Raw genomic sequence first — 14,723 nt, forward strand, 5'->3', positions numbered from 1 at the left:
ACCACCGGGCGGGATTTTTATTCGGAACTCCGGAGAGCGTAAATGCCCCTGTCACATGACGAAATCACCCGGTTTCTGAAATCCGTCCACCCCTATGACGCCCTACCCCAAGATGCGTTGGATGATCTTGCCAAGCAGATCGAGGTGCGCGAAGTCGACGCAAATGGCAGCATTTACCAGCTAGGAAATGACCTGCCCGGCGTCTTTGTGATCTACGAAGGACAGGTTGAGATTACCGATGAGAACGGCGCTGTCGTCTCACATCTGGGATTGCGCAATTCCTTTGGTGAGCGCGGATTGCTGAAAGACGGCAAGGCTGCCACCCATGCGCAAGCGCACACGCCGTCGGTGCTGATCGTACTGCCACCAGATCTGGTGAAGAACCTGATCGACGGACATGACGTGGTCTCAAAATTCTTCAACCGCACACGCGGTGGACGCAGCGGGCCGCAAAGCCTGGCCACCAGTTCAATTGACATTTTGATGGTGCGCAACCCTGCCACCTGCCCGCCCGATACACTGGTTCAAAACGCCGCGCAGATCATGCGCGACCGACATATCTCATCCCTCTGCGTGACCGAGGGGGACAGTTTGCTGGGCATCACGACCCTACGCGATATTTCGGGCAAATTCATTGCCGAGGCGATGCCAGCAGACACAGTGGTTTCGGCCATTATGACCACCAACCCGATCACGCTGTCCCCCACCGATATCGGCTCGGACGTGCTGCATGTGATGATGGAGCGTGGTATCGGGCATATCCCGATTTCCGAGGCCGGACGGTTGGTTGGCATTGTCACTCAAACCGATCTCACCCGCTATCAGGCGGTCAATTCTGCCGAGTTGGTGGGCCGGATCGCCCGTGCCAACACCGCTGACGAGATGGCCACGGTCACTGCCGAAATCCCCCAACTGCTGGTCCAGCTCGTCGCGGGCGGCAACCGGCACGAAATCGTGACACGACTGATCACCGACATCGCTGACACCGCAACACGGCGTTTGCTGGCACTGGCAGAGGCCGAGCTTGGCGCACCGCCGGTGCCATACCTGTGGTTGGCCTGTGGCTCACAAGGGCGGCAGGAGCAGACAGGTGTTTCGGATCAGGATAATTGTTTGATGCTGGATGACAGCGTAACCGAAGACGATATGGCGTATTTCGCTGCACTGGCTAAATTCGTCTCGGACGGGCTGGATACCTGTGGGTATTTCTATTGCCCCGGGGAAATGATGGCGACCAACCCGCGCTGGTGTCAGCCCGTTAGCGTCTGGCGTGAGTATTTTGATGGCTGGATTGCCAAGCCCAATCCCGAGGCACAGATGCTGGCCTCGGTCATGTTCGACCTGCGCCCTATTGGCGGGTCCTTCGACCTGTTTACCGATCTGCAGGCAGACACCTTGTCAGCGGCCAATGCGAACTCGATCTTTGTGGCGCATATGATCTCGAACTCTCTGAAACACACCCCTCCACTGGGTCTGTTGCGCGGCTTTGCGACGATCCGCTCGGGCGAGCATCGCAACACGCTGGACCTCAAGCATAATGGTGTGGTGCCGGTCGTGGATCTGGCGCGCATCTACAGCCTGCAGGGGCAATTGACCGAGGCGAACACTCGCGCGCGGCTCAGCGCCGCTGAGGCGGCTGGTGTCCTAAGCGCTACTGGAGCACGCGATCTTTTGGACGCCTATGATCTCATCGCTGAGACCCGACTTGAACATCAGGCACGTCTGGTCAAGGCCGGTGATGCGCCCGACAACTACCTCCCTCCGGCTGATTTGTCCGACTTTGAGCGAAGTCATCTCCGCAATGCATTTGTGGTGGTAAAAACGATGCAATCGGCGGTTGGACACGGCAAGGGAATGCTGGGTTAGAGAACTGGAAATGAACGGAGAAACCATATGTTTCTGGAACTGATCGGCACGATTTTTGCGGGCTTTGCATTTGCGGGTGTCGTGATGGTTGTGAACAAGCTGACCGGGGGACGCCTACCCAAATGGGCCGCACCGGTTGCAGCGGGCATCGGCATGATCGCGATGACGATCACCAGTGAATACTCTTGGTACGATCGCACACGTGACCAACTGCCCGACAGTTTGACTGTGGTGCAAGAGGTCGAGAGCCGTGCCTTTTATCGCCCCTGGACCTACGCGGTACCGTTTGTAGACCGCTTTGCCGCGATCGATTCCGCCACGGTCCGTACCAATGACAGCGTGCCCGACGAACGTTTGGTCGATCTGTATTTCTTCGGTCGCTGGGCGCCAGTGTCGAAGATGCCCGTTGCGGTCAATTGTGCCGATAATAGCCGGGCTAATCTGGCTGACGGGGCAGAATTCGCTGATGATGGGCGCCTCCTGAACGCCAGTTGGATCAAGATTGACGTTGATGATCCGGTGATCGAGGCAACCTGCGGGGTCTGACAATGCTGAACCATCTGAGCCTGCGCCTGAGGGTCTTTCTGTTCTTCCTTCTGCTTGCAGTGGGAGGGCTGGTTATCAGCGCTTTGGCTTTGTGGGTTGGCTATCAACGTGCACGTGATCCCGGTCTGTTGGACGCGTTCATCTTTGCAGAAATCCTGATCGCATTTGGGATGCTGGCGCTGGTTGCCGGAGTTTGGCTTCTTTTTGATGACAACGTTGCTAAACCGATCGAACGGCTTTCGGCCCAACTGCGCGCGCGCGCCCATGCAGGTGTCAGCACCGATCTGGACCTCCAGGCCGCACGCTATCTGGGCGATCTGGCCCCTGCCGCTGCCGGGCTTGCCGAACAACTGGCTGCGAATGCCATGAACACAGCAGAGGCCGTGGCGGCTGAGACCGCTCATTTGGCGTCGGAAAAACAGCGCCTCACCGCGCTGCTGACCGAAATCCCGGTCGCCATGCTGCTGGCGGGACCCAAGCATCAGATTGTTCTGTATGACGCGCAGGCAGCCGAGGTTCTTGCGCAAATCGCGCATCCGCGTTTGAATGCTTCGCTGTTTGACTACCTCGAAGCCACCGGCCTGACGGATGCCTATGCCAAGCTGATCAAGACCGGAAAGGATGTGCATTGCACATTGACCAGTGTTGACGGGCGGCAAACCTATTCAGCGCGAATGAAACCCTTAGGCGATGCGCCCGGGTATATGCTGGTTTTCGACGACAGCGCAGCACAGATCGAACCGGACGAAGCGCGCCCACTGGTCTATGATTTCGAGCTTCTTGAAACACCCGGCGACGACGCGTTTGAAGAAAGGTCGTTACTGGATTTGTGCTTTGTGGTGTTTGACACCGAAACCACGGGGCTTCTACCGCATAAGGACGAAATCGTTCAGATCGGCGCGGTGCGCGTCGTGAAGGGCAAAATTGTCGAGGGCGAGCGGTTGGACACGTTGGTTAATCCCGGCATACCGATCCCGCCAGCCTCGACCAAGGTGCACAAGGTCAGTGACAGGATGGTTCAGGGTGCACCGGATATTGCCGAAGCTGGCCGCAGCTTTCACCAATTCGCCCGCGATGCAGTTATTGTTGCGCATAACGCGCCGTTCGACATGGCATTTCTACACCGCCACGCAAAGCGTATGGAGGTCGAGTGGACTCACCCCATTCTAGATACCGTCCTGCTGTCAGCGGTGCTTTTCGGGGCAAGCGAAACGCATACTCTGGATGCGGTATGCGAGCGGCTGGGTATCACAATCCCCGATACCTTGCGTCACACGGCATTAGGCGATGCGGTCGCCACGGCAGAAGTGCTGGTTCTGATGCTGCCAATGCTGAACGCGCGCGGCATGGTGACCTTTGGCGACGTTATCGCTGAAACGCGCAAACACGGTCGGTTGCTGGAAGACCTGAACTGATCGGAAAATCCCGAGATCACATCAGCTTTCCATGGACAATCCCTACGTCGCATGGCACCTCAGACTGGCCCATTGAACGAGCGTGCGATGACGGAAAAGACATTCATTCCCGGTCCCGAGCAAATCCTTGCATTTCGCGACGCTTTGGGTTGTTTCGGTACCGGTGTCACCGTTGTCACCACCAATACCTCCGAAGGCCCGGCCGCGATCACCGTAAACTCGTTTGCATCCGTGTCGCTGGACCCGCCCTTGGTCTTGTGGTGCCTCGACCGGAACTCGAACCGATATGACGCCTTCAGCACCTGCGAGCACTATGCGATCCACGTGATGGCACAAGATCAGCATGATCAGGCGTTACAGTTCGCGCGCAACGGGTCTGATTTTTCCCATGCAGAGTGGCAGGAAGATGAAGCCGGTCGGCCCCGTTTGGCCGAATGTCTTGCCCGTTTCGACTGTCGCCTCTCAGCCCGACACGAGGCTGGGGATCACCTGATCCTTGTGGGCCATGTCGAAAAGGTCATGCACCGTCCGGGTCAAGGTCTGATATTCAAACGCGGTCAGTTTGGCGGTTTCGCGGACTTTATCTAATCGTCCAGCGAACCGTGGACGGCCAATGCTTCAAGCTGGGTTTCCTGCGGGGTAATCACACGAAACGCCTCATGCACGCCTGCTTCCGTCAGTTCTCGGACGACAGTTAGCAGAGTGTTCGGCGGGTGATCCTCGCACATTTCGGCCATGTGAGATATTTCGGTTTGTGCAACATCCATCGCTGCATCAGCTGAAGGCGCACCGTAAAATTGCACAAAATGATCGGCCAAGTTCTGAGTGATCTTGTCGATCTCTGCCTGCTCAACCTGCGTGACCGCAACGAAGGTCACGCGCCCAAATGTCTCAAGGCCCAACCAGCCATTGGAAAAGGCTTGCCGCGCCTTGCCTTCCAGATCCGCCTGTCCCCAGTTTGAGAATTCGAACCCGCCCGAGATGCACCATTCGCCTGTTCTTGCGGGCGAATGAAACACGTTCATATCACTTTCATCAAAGTGGATAGCACGGGCGAGTTTCATCAGGCGTTCTCCAACAGTATCGTCAATGGGCGTAGGTGGGTGTCAGCACCGTCACGGATCAGCATGCCGAACCGCTCATCAGTGCCAAGAAAGACACCGGTTTCCCCGATGGGTTCTCCGACACCGCGCAACAGCCCCATCCACTCGGCATGGATTGGTGCGTTGCCTTCATCCTGCCAGCGGTTCAGCCAGGTCAGCGTGTGACGCGACCAGCTTTCGACCAGCTGTGTCGCTGATACCTCTGCGCAGCCTTCGTCATACAAAGCGGTGACATCCGGCGTCTCGCCGGGCGCGTCGCCGGTCTGCATCAAAGCAAGCTCCCAGCCGATTACAAGCCAATCGGGAACTTCGCCAGCATCAGCAGACGAAGCCGCAACCTTGAACATCCCGCATTTGGCCCCATTCACACAGATCAGCCCGTCCCAGCCCAGATGTACCGCAACCTCCGGGGGGGCCAGCGCGCCCAGCGCATTCTGTAGCCCAACGGCGCAAAGCGGAAGCATAGCCATCGCGTCCTGCAAAGGAACCTCGGGCGCAAACACAATTGCCACACGCAGGCGGTCAGCCTGAATGTTGTAGACCACCGTCCCCCCGTCACAGCCCAGCGCCGCCATCGACTGAGCCCGCTCGAACGGGTCCTCTCCGGCTTTGGCAGGATGTCCGCTAAGCAAAGGGGGAAAGACGGGCTGGGTCATGCGTTCCCCTTGGCAATCATGTCGCGGGCGATCTTGCGGAAGGCTTCGGCTTGCGTGCTGTCCGGTTTGCTGACCACGATCGGTGCGCCACCGTCCGCCGCCAATCTGATGTCCAGGTGTAACGGGATTTCCCCCAACAGCGGAACGCCCAGCCCCTCGGCTTCGGAGGCCACTCCGCCATGTCCAAAGATATGCTCTTCGTGCCCACAGTTCGAACAGATATGCGTCGACATATTCTCGATCATCCCGACGATAGGTGTCTTGAGTTGATTGAACATGTCGATCCCTTTGCGGGCATCGATCAAAGCCACATCCTGTGGGGTCGAGACGACTATTGCGCCATCCACCTGAAACTTCTGGCTCAGCGTCAATTGCACGTCACCGGTGCCGGGCGGCAGGTCGACGATCAGCACATCTAGCGCACCCCACTGCACTTGGCTCATCATCTGTTGCAAAGCCCCCATCAGCATCGGCCCTCGCCATACAACCGCCTGCCCCTCGTTGGTCATCAGCCCCATCGACATCATGGTCACGCCATGATTTCGAAGCGGCAAGATTGTCTTGCCATCGGGGCTGGCCGGACGACCGGAAACACCCAACATGCGGGGTTGCGAGGGTCCATAGACATCCGCATCCAGCAGACCCACGCGTCGACCTTCAGCAGCCAAAGCGCAGGCAAGATTCGCCGAAACGGTCGACTTTCCAACACCCCCTTTGCCCGAAGCCACAGCAATAATCCGGTCCACGCCCGGCACGGCCTGAGGGCCTGTTTGCGACGGTTTCGGCTTTGGCTTCAAGTCCGGTGGCGCCTTTTCCGAATGCGCCGTCATCATGGCCGAGACATTGGCGACCCCGTCCACCATCTGCGCGGCCTTTTCGGCGGTTGCGCGGACGGGTTCCATCTTTTCGGCCTGCTTGGGATCAATCTCCAGCACAAACCTGACGGTATCACCTTCGACATTCAGCGCGCGCACGATGCCCGCGCTGACAATATCCTGTCCCGAAACCGGGTCGGTGATCTTTTTCAAGTTCGACAGAACGGCGTCACGGATGCTCATGCCATATTCCCTTTGAATTGCCCTGCACGATGGGCATTGCGTATCGACACTTTAAAGTCGCCGCTCATTGCATGTATCTCCGTCTCTTTCTGTTCATTTGACGCATTGGGTCTGTCGCCGTTAGGTTTGCCCATGCGCTTTGTTCTGTTGTGCCTGAGCCTGACGCTCACCGCCACCCCCTCTTGGTCGCAAGAGGCATTGGGTCTTGCCGCCCCGGATGAGGTGACAAAATCGGGCCTTTTGCAACATATTCTTCCCCGCTTCTCTCTCAAGACCGGAATACGTGTTGTTGCTGAAGAAAGTGGTGTCATGTCACTGGCTCCGTCCCCGCCCGGTGATCCGGTCTTTGCGCGCGGCGATGTGATTTACCACCTGCGCATCGAAGACGATGCCAAACAGGCTCGGTTCCGGGACTGGCTTCAATCCGATATCGGCAAGCGCACGGTCGAAGGTTTCGCCCCCACTGAAGGCACGCCCTTTAGCGCAAGTTTCGAAATTGCTGTGGTCACCGAGGATACTGAGATCGACGGCAATGCGCTGCTGGGTGAAGACCTGTCGATGACCCACTGTGGCCGCTGCCATGTGATTGGCCCGCAAAACCGTATGAACGGGTTGGGATCCACCCCGTCCTTTGCGGTGCTGCGCGCGATGCCGGATTGGTCCGAGCGGTTTCAGGCCTTCTTTGCCCTGAATCCGCATCCTGCCTTCACTCAGATCGAAGGCCTGACCGAACCATTCCCGCCCGAGCGCCCCTCGCCCATCCATCCGGTCGAGATAAGTCTGGATGACCTCGAAGCGATTCTGGCTTTCGTCGCCGCCCTCCGCGCCGCCGACCTTGGCGCTCCGCTGCAACTTCAGTGATCCTTACGTTTTGAAAGATAGTCGTCGGTCGTGACAACCCGTGGCCTTGGGGCCGACTGGAACGGATTCTCGGTGCTGTGGAATTGGGCATTCACCCGGCAATTGTCACACATCTGGATCATCCGCGCCTGATCCGAAGTCGCGAACATAGGATGCGTGCCCGACAGCTTCTCCATGATCCGCTCAACCGTTGATCTGACACCAAAGGCCGCGCCGCATTCGACGCACTCGAAGGGTTCCTCTTCATTCAGCATCTGCTGCGAAAGGGCTTTGTCGCTCAGATCAAGCTGAGGCACCAACGTGATCGCCTGTTCGGGGCAGATCGTGCTGCAGATCCCGCATTGCAAACAGGCATCCTGTTGAAAGTTGAGCTGCGGCTTATCCGGGTTGTCGATCAAAGCGCCTGACGGGCAAAGCGAAACGCAGCTCAGGCACAAGGTACAGGTGTCGGTGTTCACCGCAACCGCACCATAAGGCGCGCCTTCGGGCAAGGCCAACGGTTCCTCGGCCTCGGGGTTTAGAGCCTGCGCCGCCAGACGCGCGATTTGTCGGCGGTTGCCCAGCGGCAGAACCGGTTCTGAAATAGGTTGCGAAACCTCTTGCGAATAAAGCAGATCAGTCAGTGCGTCCGGGTCTGCTACGTCGATCAAGCTCAGCACGTCCTGCCCCGAAATGGCCTGCGCTAGTGCAAGTTCCCGATCCAGTGCGTCGCGTTCAGTCTTGTGGCCCAGCAAGACGTCGACACGGGCAAAGCCATGCGCCAGCCCGGCCAGCATTTCAGCATGACCAAAGCCCGAAACCACATTAAGCTCCAGCGGAATGACATTGGCAGGCAGGCCCCGGCCGTAGCGGGCTGCCATCCGTATCATCTGCGCGCCATGGGCATCATGTACCAGCAAGCGCGGTGCCAAGCCGCCCGCGCGCCGGAAGGTTCGGGCCAGAATGTGCATCCTAGAAAGCACAGCGGATACGGGCGGATCTTCATATGTAATAGCCGTTGATGGACAGAGGGCCGCGCAAGCCCCGCATCCGGCACAGATCATCGGATCGATCGCCACGTGATCGCCCGCAGGTGTAATTGCTCCGGTCGGACAGATGTCCAGACAATTCGAGCACCCCGTTTGCTCGGCCCGGGAATGGGCGCATAGCGATTCATTCAACCTGACATAGAGCGGCTTCTCAAAGGTTCCGACCAATTGCACCGCATCGAACGCCATACGCGCAACAGCCACAGGGTCACGAGGATCAGCCCGCAGATATCCTTCGCGTTTGTCCGGCGCCGCAACCAGCGGCGACGCACCGGTTAAATCAACAACGATATCGCAGCGTGATGTCGCGCCATCGCGCGGGGCGCTCCAACTGAAATCTCCGCGCCCGCCGGGTAGCAGCTGCTGCACCTGATCCAAGTGCCAAGTGAAACCGCCCAGTGCGCCGCCAAGATTGCGAACCTGCGCCCTGGCAACGTCGTATGATCGGCTGAGGGGCTCAGCGTCATCCGTCACCAACACGGTCACGGCCAGGACACCAGAAAGCTGTTCCGCCAGTGGATAGGCAACCTCACCCGACCCTATGATACAGCAGGTGCCTTCGCTGATGACATCAACGCTGGGCGTAATGGGTTGCGACAACAGCGCCTCGGCCGCAAGCGCCGCCATCTTAGGGGTTGCGTCGGCGCTTTGTTCAGACCAACCGGCCCGGTCGCGCAAATCGACAAAGCCGGGTTCACTCACACCCAACTCTTCAGCGAGCTCACGAAAGACAGCTCTCTCCTGACCGCAGGCAATGACCAATTGTTCATCGCCTTTTATCAGCTCAGCCGCGGTTTCAAGCTCGCGTGTACATAACGCCGTATGAACCTTTGAACATCCCAGATCGCAGGCCGCAGAAATACCTTCCGCGTTCAGAGACTGAGTTCCCTCGCAATCACATAATACGAGCTTGCTGGCCATATCCCCTCCTGGCGCTGCTGGCAATTCCCCAGCACCTTAGGGCTTATCCCCGCGGAAGCAATCCGTAGGTCACGTGAAAAGATGTATAAAAGATATCTTTATGCACTATTTTTCACCCTGCACGACCTATCACATTGGTACTTTACGGATAAATAGCGAGTGAATGCGACATAATTAACCAAAACAGGGCTTGGCAGGTCGTCAATTTATGTACCATAGTACATCGCATAGAGGCAGGGGAGAGCCTTTCGGGGAGGAGCCAGTGGCCAAGGCCGCAAGCCAGAAAGAAATGCCAATTGGCGTCATCGTGCGCAAAACACCCGGGGTAACTCGCTGGGCGAAGTGGAACTGGCGTGCAGTTGCCCTTTTGCCTGGTGCCGGACCCGCAAACTGGCAGGAGTTGCGCCGTGAAGGCGAGGCCGTTGAATACCACGCGGCCACGCTCCCTTTGACGCTTTGGGCAGATGAAACCGAGGCCTATATGGTCAACCTATCGGATGGGCAGCCGTCTCTTTATCTTGTGCTTCGTAATGAGCTAGAGGGCGAGACGCCATTGAATGCCGTACTCCTGACCGCCTCGCCTTTTGAGGGTCAGGACTATGCCGATACCGGCGAAGAGATTGTCGAGAAAATTCCGATGACAGAGGGCCTGATCGCTTGGGTGCGCGATTTCACGTTGCAGTATCATCAGGACGAGGTGTTTGTGAAACGTCGCCGCGACAAGAAGCGCATTGATCTGATCGAAGACGGCAAAGGGGATGCGCGCATTCGGCAAGACTCGGATGTTTACCGTGCACCACGGCGGGTTCTGCAATGACTGAGACCCGCGATTTCTGGTCACGCCGCAAGGCCGCCGTACAGGCCGAAGCCGAGGCCGAGGCTTTGGCAGCGGAGAACGAAATCGTCGCGGCACAACACGCCGAGCTGGAAGAAAAGTCCGACGCCGAGATTTTGGCCGAATTCGACCTGCCCGATCCCGATACGTTGCAAGCAGGAGATGACGTTTCGGGCTTCATGGCCAGAGCCGTCCCTGATCGCCTGCGCCGTCGGGCTCTGCGTCGGTTGTGGAGGTTGAACCCGGTGTTGGCCAATGTCGATGGGCTGGTTGATTACGGAGAAGACTATACCGACGCCGCCTGCGTGATAGAGAACATCCAAACCGCCTATCAGGTTGGCAAGGGTATGCTCGCGCATGTCGAAGCACTTGCTGCCGAGGCAGCGCCTGAAGAAAACGCAACCGAACCCGAAACCGAAGAGCCTGAGGCCGTCGAAGAACCCGCAATCACCGCCGAGCCTGTTTCAGAACCTGTGTTAATGGCCGAAGTGGAAGTACCAGAGGAAACCGACCTCGTCCCCGCTCCGCGCCGTATGAAATTTGAATTCGAAGGATAACTCTATGACCGCAGACAACGCGCAAACCATTGATATCTCGGCCGAGGATCGTCTGCGCGCGGATTTCTACAACTTTCTGGGCCTGCTGCTGGCGGGCCCGCCAGATCAGTTGCTGCTGGATCAAATGGCGGGGCTGAGCGGGGATGATTCAGATTTGGGTCAGGCCATAGGCGCGATGGCACGCGTGGCCAAAGTCACCAAACCCGCGGCTGCCGAACGCGAGTTCAACGCGCTGTTCATCGGGCTGGGGCGCGGCGAGTTGCTACCCTATGCTAGCTTCTACCTCACCGGATTCCTGAACGAGAAACCTCTGGCGCAGTTACGCAATGACATGGCTGCGCGCGGCATCACGCGGGCGCAGAATGTTTATGAACCCGAAGACAACATCGCCTCGTTGATGGAGATGATGGCGGGCATGATCGTCGGTCGGTTTGGCACGCCCGCGACGCTCGAAGATCAAAAGGCGTTCTGGAACAAACATATCGGCCCATGGGCTGCACATTTCTATTCGGATTTGGAGGGCGCCGAAAACTCGGTTCTCTATGCCTCGGTCGGCACGGCTGGGCGGGTGTTCATGGAGATCGAGCGTGAAGCCTTCCGAATGACGGCGGCCTAACCCGCCATTCACCGGTGCCCTCTGGGCATCAAACCGCAATTGGGACAGGAGGAGCCCATGAGCAAGACCAAGGAAGAAGGCGCAACCCGCCGCGACTTCCTGAAACTGGCCGGAACCGCAGCGCCCGCTGCTGTTGCCGCTGCCAGCCTGACCGGGAAAGCCGAAGCGGCCGAGCTGCCAACGGATGATACCCGGATGCAGGATACCGCGCACACGCGCGCATACCTTGAAAGCACCCGGTTCTAAGCCGGACGTTTTCACCACCCGACAGACGGTTGCGATTGGCCCTGACGTCGGACGTAGCAGTACCAAGCCAGCCGTGGCTGACACGGCGCGCAAGGGAGGAAAGAAATGCTTAGGAAAAAGACCAACGGGGTTGCGAGACGCCCCCAGCGGACAAGTATCCTGTCCCAGGTCGGCGAAAAAACCGTCGATCGCCGCGCATTCCTGCGTGGCTCGGGCCTGACGATCGGCGGCCTCGCCGCGATCAGCGCCACGGGTGGAACCGTGACGCCCGCCAGCGCCCAGACAGCGGCAAACGCCGCCGTCGAAAATATCAAATCCGTATGCACCCACTGCTCGGTCGGCTGTACAGTTGTTGCCGAAGTTCAGAACGGTGTGTGGGTCGGGCAGGAACCCGGATGGGACAGCCCGTTCAACCTGGGTGCGCACTGCGCCAAGGGGGCCTCGGTCCGCGAGCACGCTCATGGTGAGCGCCGCCTGAAATATCCGATGAAAAAGGAAGGCGGAGAGTGGAAGCGCATCAGCTGGGAACAGGCGATCGACGAGATCGGCGATGGCATGATGAGCATTCGCGAAGAATCCGGGCCGGACAGCGTGTACTGGTTGGGGTCTGCGAAACATAACAACGAACAGGCCTATCTGTTCCGTAAGTTCGCCGCCTACTGGGGCACGAACAACGTGGACCATCAGGCCCGTATCTGCCACTCGACCACTGTTGCGGGCGTTGCGAACACATGGGGCTACGGCGCCATGACCAACTCGTACAACGACATGCATAACAGCCGGGCCATCTTTATCATCGGTGGTAACCCGGCCGAGGCGCACCCCGTCTCGCTGCTGCATATCCTGCGTGCGAAAGAGCAGAACAATGCCCCTCTGATCGTCTGCGACCCGCGCTTTACGCGCACCGCGGCCCATGCGGATGAATATGTTCGCTTCCGCCCCGGTACGGACGTCGCTCTGATCTGGGGTATCCTGTGGCACATCTTCGACAACGGTTGGGAGGACAAAGAGTTCATCCGCACCCGTGTCTGGGGTATGGACCAGATCCGCGAAGAGGTTGCCAACTGGAACCCCGAAGAGGTTGAGCGCGTCACCGGCACACCCGGCTCGCAGCTGCGCCGCGTGGCCCGGACGATGGTCAACAACCGTCCCGGCACTGTCGTATGGTGCATGGGTGGTACCCAGCATACCAACGGGAACAACAACACCCGCGCCTACTGCGTTCTGCAGCTTGCCTTGGGCAACATGGGCACAACGGGTGGTGGCACCAACATCTTCCGCGGCCACGACAACGTGCAGGGCGCGACAGATCTTGGTGTTCTGTCCCACACCCTGCCCGGCTACTATGGCTTGTCGAAAGGCGCATGGGGTCACTGGGCCCGCGTTTGGGGGGAAGAGCCCGAATGGCTGGCTGGCCAATTCGCCACGATCAAAGACAAGGAAGGCAAGGATAAACCGCTGCAGAATGAGCGCGGCATCCCGGTCTCCCGCTGGATCGATGGTGTTCTGGAAGATCCGGCCAACATGGATCAGGACAACAACGTCCGCGCAATGGTTCTGTGGGGCCACGCGCCCAACTCGCAGACCCGGATGACGGAAATGAAGACAGCGATGGAGAAGCTGGACATGCTGGTCGTGATTGACCCGTATCCCACCGTTTCTGCTGTTCTGCATGACCGCACCGATGGCGTCTATCTCTTGCCCGCCTGTACGCAGTTCGAAACCCGTGGCTCGGTCACGGCATCGAACCGGTCATTGCAGTGGCGCGACAAGGTGGTTGATCCGCTGTTCGAAAGCCTGCCGGATGAGGTCATCATGGCCAAATTCGCCAACAAATTTGGCTGGGCAGATCGGTTCTTCCGCAACATCGAAATGGAAGATCCAGAGACACCGAATGTTGAAAGCATCACGCGCGAGTTCAACTCGGGCCTCTGGACCATTGGCTATACCGGTCAGTCGCCGGAACGTTTGAAAAGCCATATGGCCAACCAGCATACGTTCGACAGAACCACGCTGCAAGCCATTGGTGGACCTAACGACGGTGAGTATTACGGTCTGCCCTGGCCCTGCTGGGGAACCGCTGAGATGGGTCATACGGGGACACCAAACCTCTATGACATGTCCAAACCGGTGGCCGAAGGTGGCCTGACCTTCCGCGCGCGCTTTGGCGTTGAACGGGATGGCGACAACCTGCTGGCCGAAGGGGTCTATAGCGTTGGATCGGAAATTCAGGATGGTTATCCCGAATTCACGATGCAAATGCTGATGGACCTTGGTTGGGACGGTGACCTGACGGCTGAGGAACGCGCGGCCATCGACGCCGTTGCGGGGCCAGAGACCAACTGGAAAACCGACCTTAGCGGCGGCATCCAGCGGGTCGCGATCGCTCATGGCTGTGCGCCCTTCGGGAACGCCAAAGCCCGCGCGGTTGTCTGGACCTTCCCGGATCCGATCCCACTGCACCGCGAGCCGCTTTACACAAACCGGCGCGATCTGGTGGAGGACTATCCAACCTACGACGACCGTCAGGCTTATCGCCTGCCGACCCTTTATGCTTCGATCCAAAAGAACGACTTTTCAAAGGATTATCCGATAATCCTCACATCTGGTCGTCTGGTCGAATATGAAGGTGGCGGGGATGAGACGCGGTCGAACCCGTGGCTGGCCGAGCTTCAGCAGGACATGTTCGTCGAGATCAATCCGCGTGATGCCAACAATCTTGGTATTCGTGACGGATCACAGGTCTGGGTCGAAGGTCCTGAGGGTGGCAAGGTCAAGGTGATGGCGATGCTGACCAACAGGGTCGGTGCCGGTGTGGCCTTCATGCCGTTCCACTTTGGTGGCCATTTCCAGGGCGAGGACCAGCGGCACAAATATCCCGCCGGTGCTGATCCCTATGTGCTGGGTGAAAGTACCAACACCGCCCAGACCTATGGCTATGATTCAGTGACCCAGATGCAAGAGACCAAAGCGACTCTGTGCAAGATCTGGGCAGCGTAAGGAGGAGAAGAGAAA

At 58.5% G+C, this 14,723-nt stretch carries 14 protein-coding genes; 10 read left to right on the top strand and 4 right to left on the bottom strand.

Going from position 1 to position 14,723, the window contains the following annotated elements:
• Nucleotides 1-42: 42 nt before the first annotated feature.
• The 4 genes from ACR0NN_RS03165 to ACR0NN_RS03180 all read left to right on the top strand — a co-directional run bounded on the left by ACR0NN_RS03165 (nt 43) and on the right by ACR0NN_RS03180 (nt 4,415).
• Entirely contained in the window at nt 43-1,866 is a 1,824-nt protein-coding gene (locus tag ACR0NN_RS03165) for a DUF294 nucleotidyltransferase-like domain-containing protein (RefSeq protein WP_170719586.1), read from the top strand.
• Nucleotides 1,867-1,893: 27 nt separating this feature from the next.
• The gene (locus tag ACR0NN_RS03170; RefSeq protein ID WP_170719588.1) at nt 1,894-2,412 is read left to right on the top strand and encodes a hypothetical protein; all 519 of its coding nucleotides are present in this window, start codon (nt 1,894-1,896) and stop codon (nt 2,410-2,412) included.
• A gap of 2 nt (nt 2,413-2,414) precedes the next feature.
• Entirely contained in the window at nt 2,415-3,827 is a 1,413-nt protein-coding gene (locus ACR0NN_RS03175) for a 3'-5' exonuclease (protein ID WP_170719591.1), read from the top strand.
• 87 nt (nt 3,828-3,914) lie between these two features.
• Entirely contained in the window at nt 3,915-4,415 is a 501-nt protein-coding gene (locus ACR0NN_RS03180) for a flavin reductase family protein (protein ID WP_170720170.1), read from the top strand.
• Here the strand turns inward: ACR0NN_RS03180 and ACR0NN_RS03185 are convergent.
• Genes ACR0NN_RS03185 through ACR0NN_RS03195 form a run of 3 tightly spaced genes read right to left on the bottom strand, consistent with a single transcriptional unit; the run spans nt 4,412 to nt 6,644 of the window.
• Nucleotides 4,412-4,891 (bottom strand): DUF6505 family protein, encoded by a 480-nt coding sequence (locus ACR0NN_RS03185; RefSeq protein ID WP_170719595.1) that lies wholly within the window; start codon nt 4,889-4,891, stop codon nt 4,412-4,414. The genes ACR0NN_RS03180 and ACR0NN_RS03185 overlap by 4 nt on opposite strands.
• The gene (locus ACR0NN_RS03190) at nt 4,891-5,586 is read right to left on the bottom strand and encodes a biotin/lipoate--protein ligase family protein (protein WP_170719598.1); all 696 of its coding nucleotides are present in this window, start codon (nt 5,584-5,586) and stop codon (nt 4,891-4,893) included. Before ACR0NN_RS03190 ends, ACR0NN_RS03185 begins: the two co-directional genes overlap by 1 nt.
• A complete protein-coding gene (locus tag ACR0NN_RS03195) occupies nt 5,583-6,644 on the bottom strand; it encodes an Mrp/NBP35 family ATP-binding protein (RefSeq protein ID WP_170719600.1) in 1,062 nt (353 codons plus the stop codon). The genes ACR0NN_RS03190 and ACR0NN_RS03195 overlap by 4 nt, the downstream gene beginning before the upstream one ends.
• Before the next feature lie 132 nt (nt 6,645-6,776).
• Here ACR0NN_RS03195 and ACR0NN_RS03200 point away from each other — a divergent pair, with 132 nt between their 5' ends.
• On the top strand, nt 6,777-7,505 hold the full coding sequence (locus tag ACR0NN_RS03200) for a cytochrome c family protein (RefSeq protein WP_170719603.1): 729 nt from the start codon (nt 6,777-6,779) through the stop codon (nt 7,503-7,505).
• Here ACR0NN_RS03200 and ACR0NN_RS03205 read toward each other — a convergent pair.
• A complete protein-coding gene (locus ACR0NN_RS03205) occupies nt 7,499-9,454 on the bottom strand; it encodes a 4Fe-4S binding protein (protein ID WP_170719605.1) in 1,956 nt (651 codons plus the stop codon). The two genes, ACR0NN_RS03200 and ACR0NN_RS03205, sit on opposite strands and share 7 nt — an antisense overlap.
• A gap of 262 nt (nt 9,455-9,716) precedes the next feature.
• Here ACR0NN_RS03205 and ACR0NN_RS03210 point away from each other — a divergent pair, with 262 nt between their 5' ends.
• The 5 genes from ACR0NN_RS03210 (at nt 9,717) to ACR0NN_RS03230 (ending at nt 14,708) form a co-directional block, all read left to right on the top strand.
• Complete coding sequence (locus tag ACR0NN_RS03210; protein WP_170719608.1) at nt 9,717-10,271, top strand: DUF3305 domain-containing protein; 555 nt, start codon at nt 9,717-9,719, stop codon at nt 10,269-10,271.
• Nucleotides 10,268-10,846 (top strand): DUF3306 domain-containing protein, encoded by a 579-nt coding sequence (locus ACR0NN_RS03215; RefSeq protein ID WP_170719610.1) that lies wholly within the window; start codon nt 10,268-10,270, stop codon nt 10,844-10,846. Before ACR0NN_RS03210 ends, ACR0NN_RS03215 begins: the two co-directional genes overlap by 4 nt.
• Nucleotides 10,847-10,850: 4 nt before the next feature.
• A complete protein-coding gene (locus ACR0NN_RS03220; RefSeq protein WP_170682948.1) occupies nt 10,851-11,462 on the top strand; it encodes a molecular chaperone TorD family protein in 612 nt (203 codons plus the stop codon).
• A gap of 57 nt (nt 11,463-11,519) precedes the next feature.
• A complete protein-coding gene (locus tag ACR0NN_RS03225) occupies nt 11,520-11,708 on the top strand; it encodes a ubiquinol-cytochrome c reductase iron-sulfur subunit N-terminal domain-containing protein (RefSeq protein ID WP_170682949.1) in 189 nt (62 codons plus the stop codon).
• A 105-nt stretch (nt 11,709-11,813) separates the two neighbouring features.
• The gene (locus ACR0NN_RS03230) at nt 11,814-14,708 is read left to right on the top strand and encodes a formate dehydrogenase subunit alpha (RefSeq protein ID WP_170682950.1); all 2,895 of its coding nucleotides are present in this window, start codon (nt 11,814-11,816) and stop codon (nt 14,706-14,708) included.
• Nucleotides 14,709-14,723: the final 15 nt, after the last annotated feature.

The organism is Ruegeria sp. BA2 (genome assembly GCF_056539605.1).

Excerpts from the sequence above, each read along its gene's own strand:
- ACR0NN_RS03165 (WP_170719586.1), top strand. The coding sequence starts at position 43 with ATGCCCCTGTCACATGACGAAATCACCCGGTTTCTGAAATCCGTCCAC.
- ACR0NN_RS03170 (WP_170719588.1), top strand. The coding sequence starts at position 1,894 with ATGTTTCTGGAACTGATCGGCACGATTTTTGCGGGCTTTGCATTTGCG.
- ACR0NN_RS03175 (WP_170719591.1), top strand. The coding sequence starts at position 2,415 with ATGCTGAACCATCTGAGCCTGCGCCTGAGGGTCTTTCTGTTCTTCCTT.
- ACR0NN_RS03180 (WP_170720170.1), top strand. The coding sequence starts at position 3,915 with ATGACGGAAAAGACATTCATTCCCGGTCCCGAGCAAATCCTTGCATTT.
- ACR0NN_RS03185 (WP_170719595.1), bottom strand. The coding sequence starts at position 4,891 with ATGAAACTCGCCCGTGCTATCCACTTTGATGAAAGTGATATGAACGTG.
- ACR0NN_RS03190 (WP_170719598.1), bottom strand. The coding sequence starts at position 5,586 with ATGACCCAGCCCGTCTTTCCCCCTTTGCTTAGCGGACATCCTGCCAAA.
- ACR0NN_RS03195 (WP_170719600.1), bottom strand. The coding sequence starts at position 6,644 with ATGAGCATCCGTGACGCCGTTCTGTCGAACTTGAAAAAGATCACCGAC.
- ACR0NN_RS03200 (WP_170719603.1), top strand. The coding sequence starts at position 6,777 with ATGCGCTTTGTTCTGTTGTGCCTGAGCCTGACGCTCACCGCCACCCCC.
- ACR0NN_RS03205 (WP_170719605.1), bottom strand. The coding sequence starts at position 9,454 with ATGGCCAGCAAGCTCGTATTATGTGATTGCGAGGGAACTCAGTCTCTG.
- ACR0NN_RS03215 (WP_170719610.1), top strand. The coding sequence starts at position 10,268 with ATGACTGAGACCCGCGATTTCTGGTCACGCCGCAAGGCCGCCGTACAG.
- ACR0NN_RS03220 (WP_170682948.1), top strand. The coding sequence starts at position 10,851 with ATGACCGCAGACAACGCGCAAACCATTGATATCTCGGCCGAGGATCGT.
- ACR0NN_RS03225 (WP_170682949.1), top strand. The coding sequence starts at position 11,520 with ATGAGCAAGACCAAGGAAGAAGGCGCAACCCGCCGCGACTTCCTGAAA.
- ACR0NN_RS03230 (WP_170682950.1), top strand. The coding sequence starts at position 11,814 with ATGCTTAGGAAAAAGACCAACGGGGTTGCGAGACGCCCCCAGCGGACA.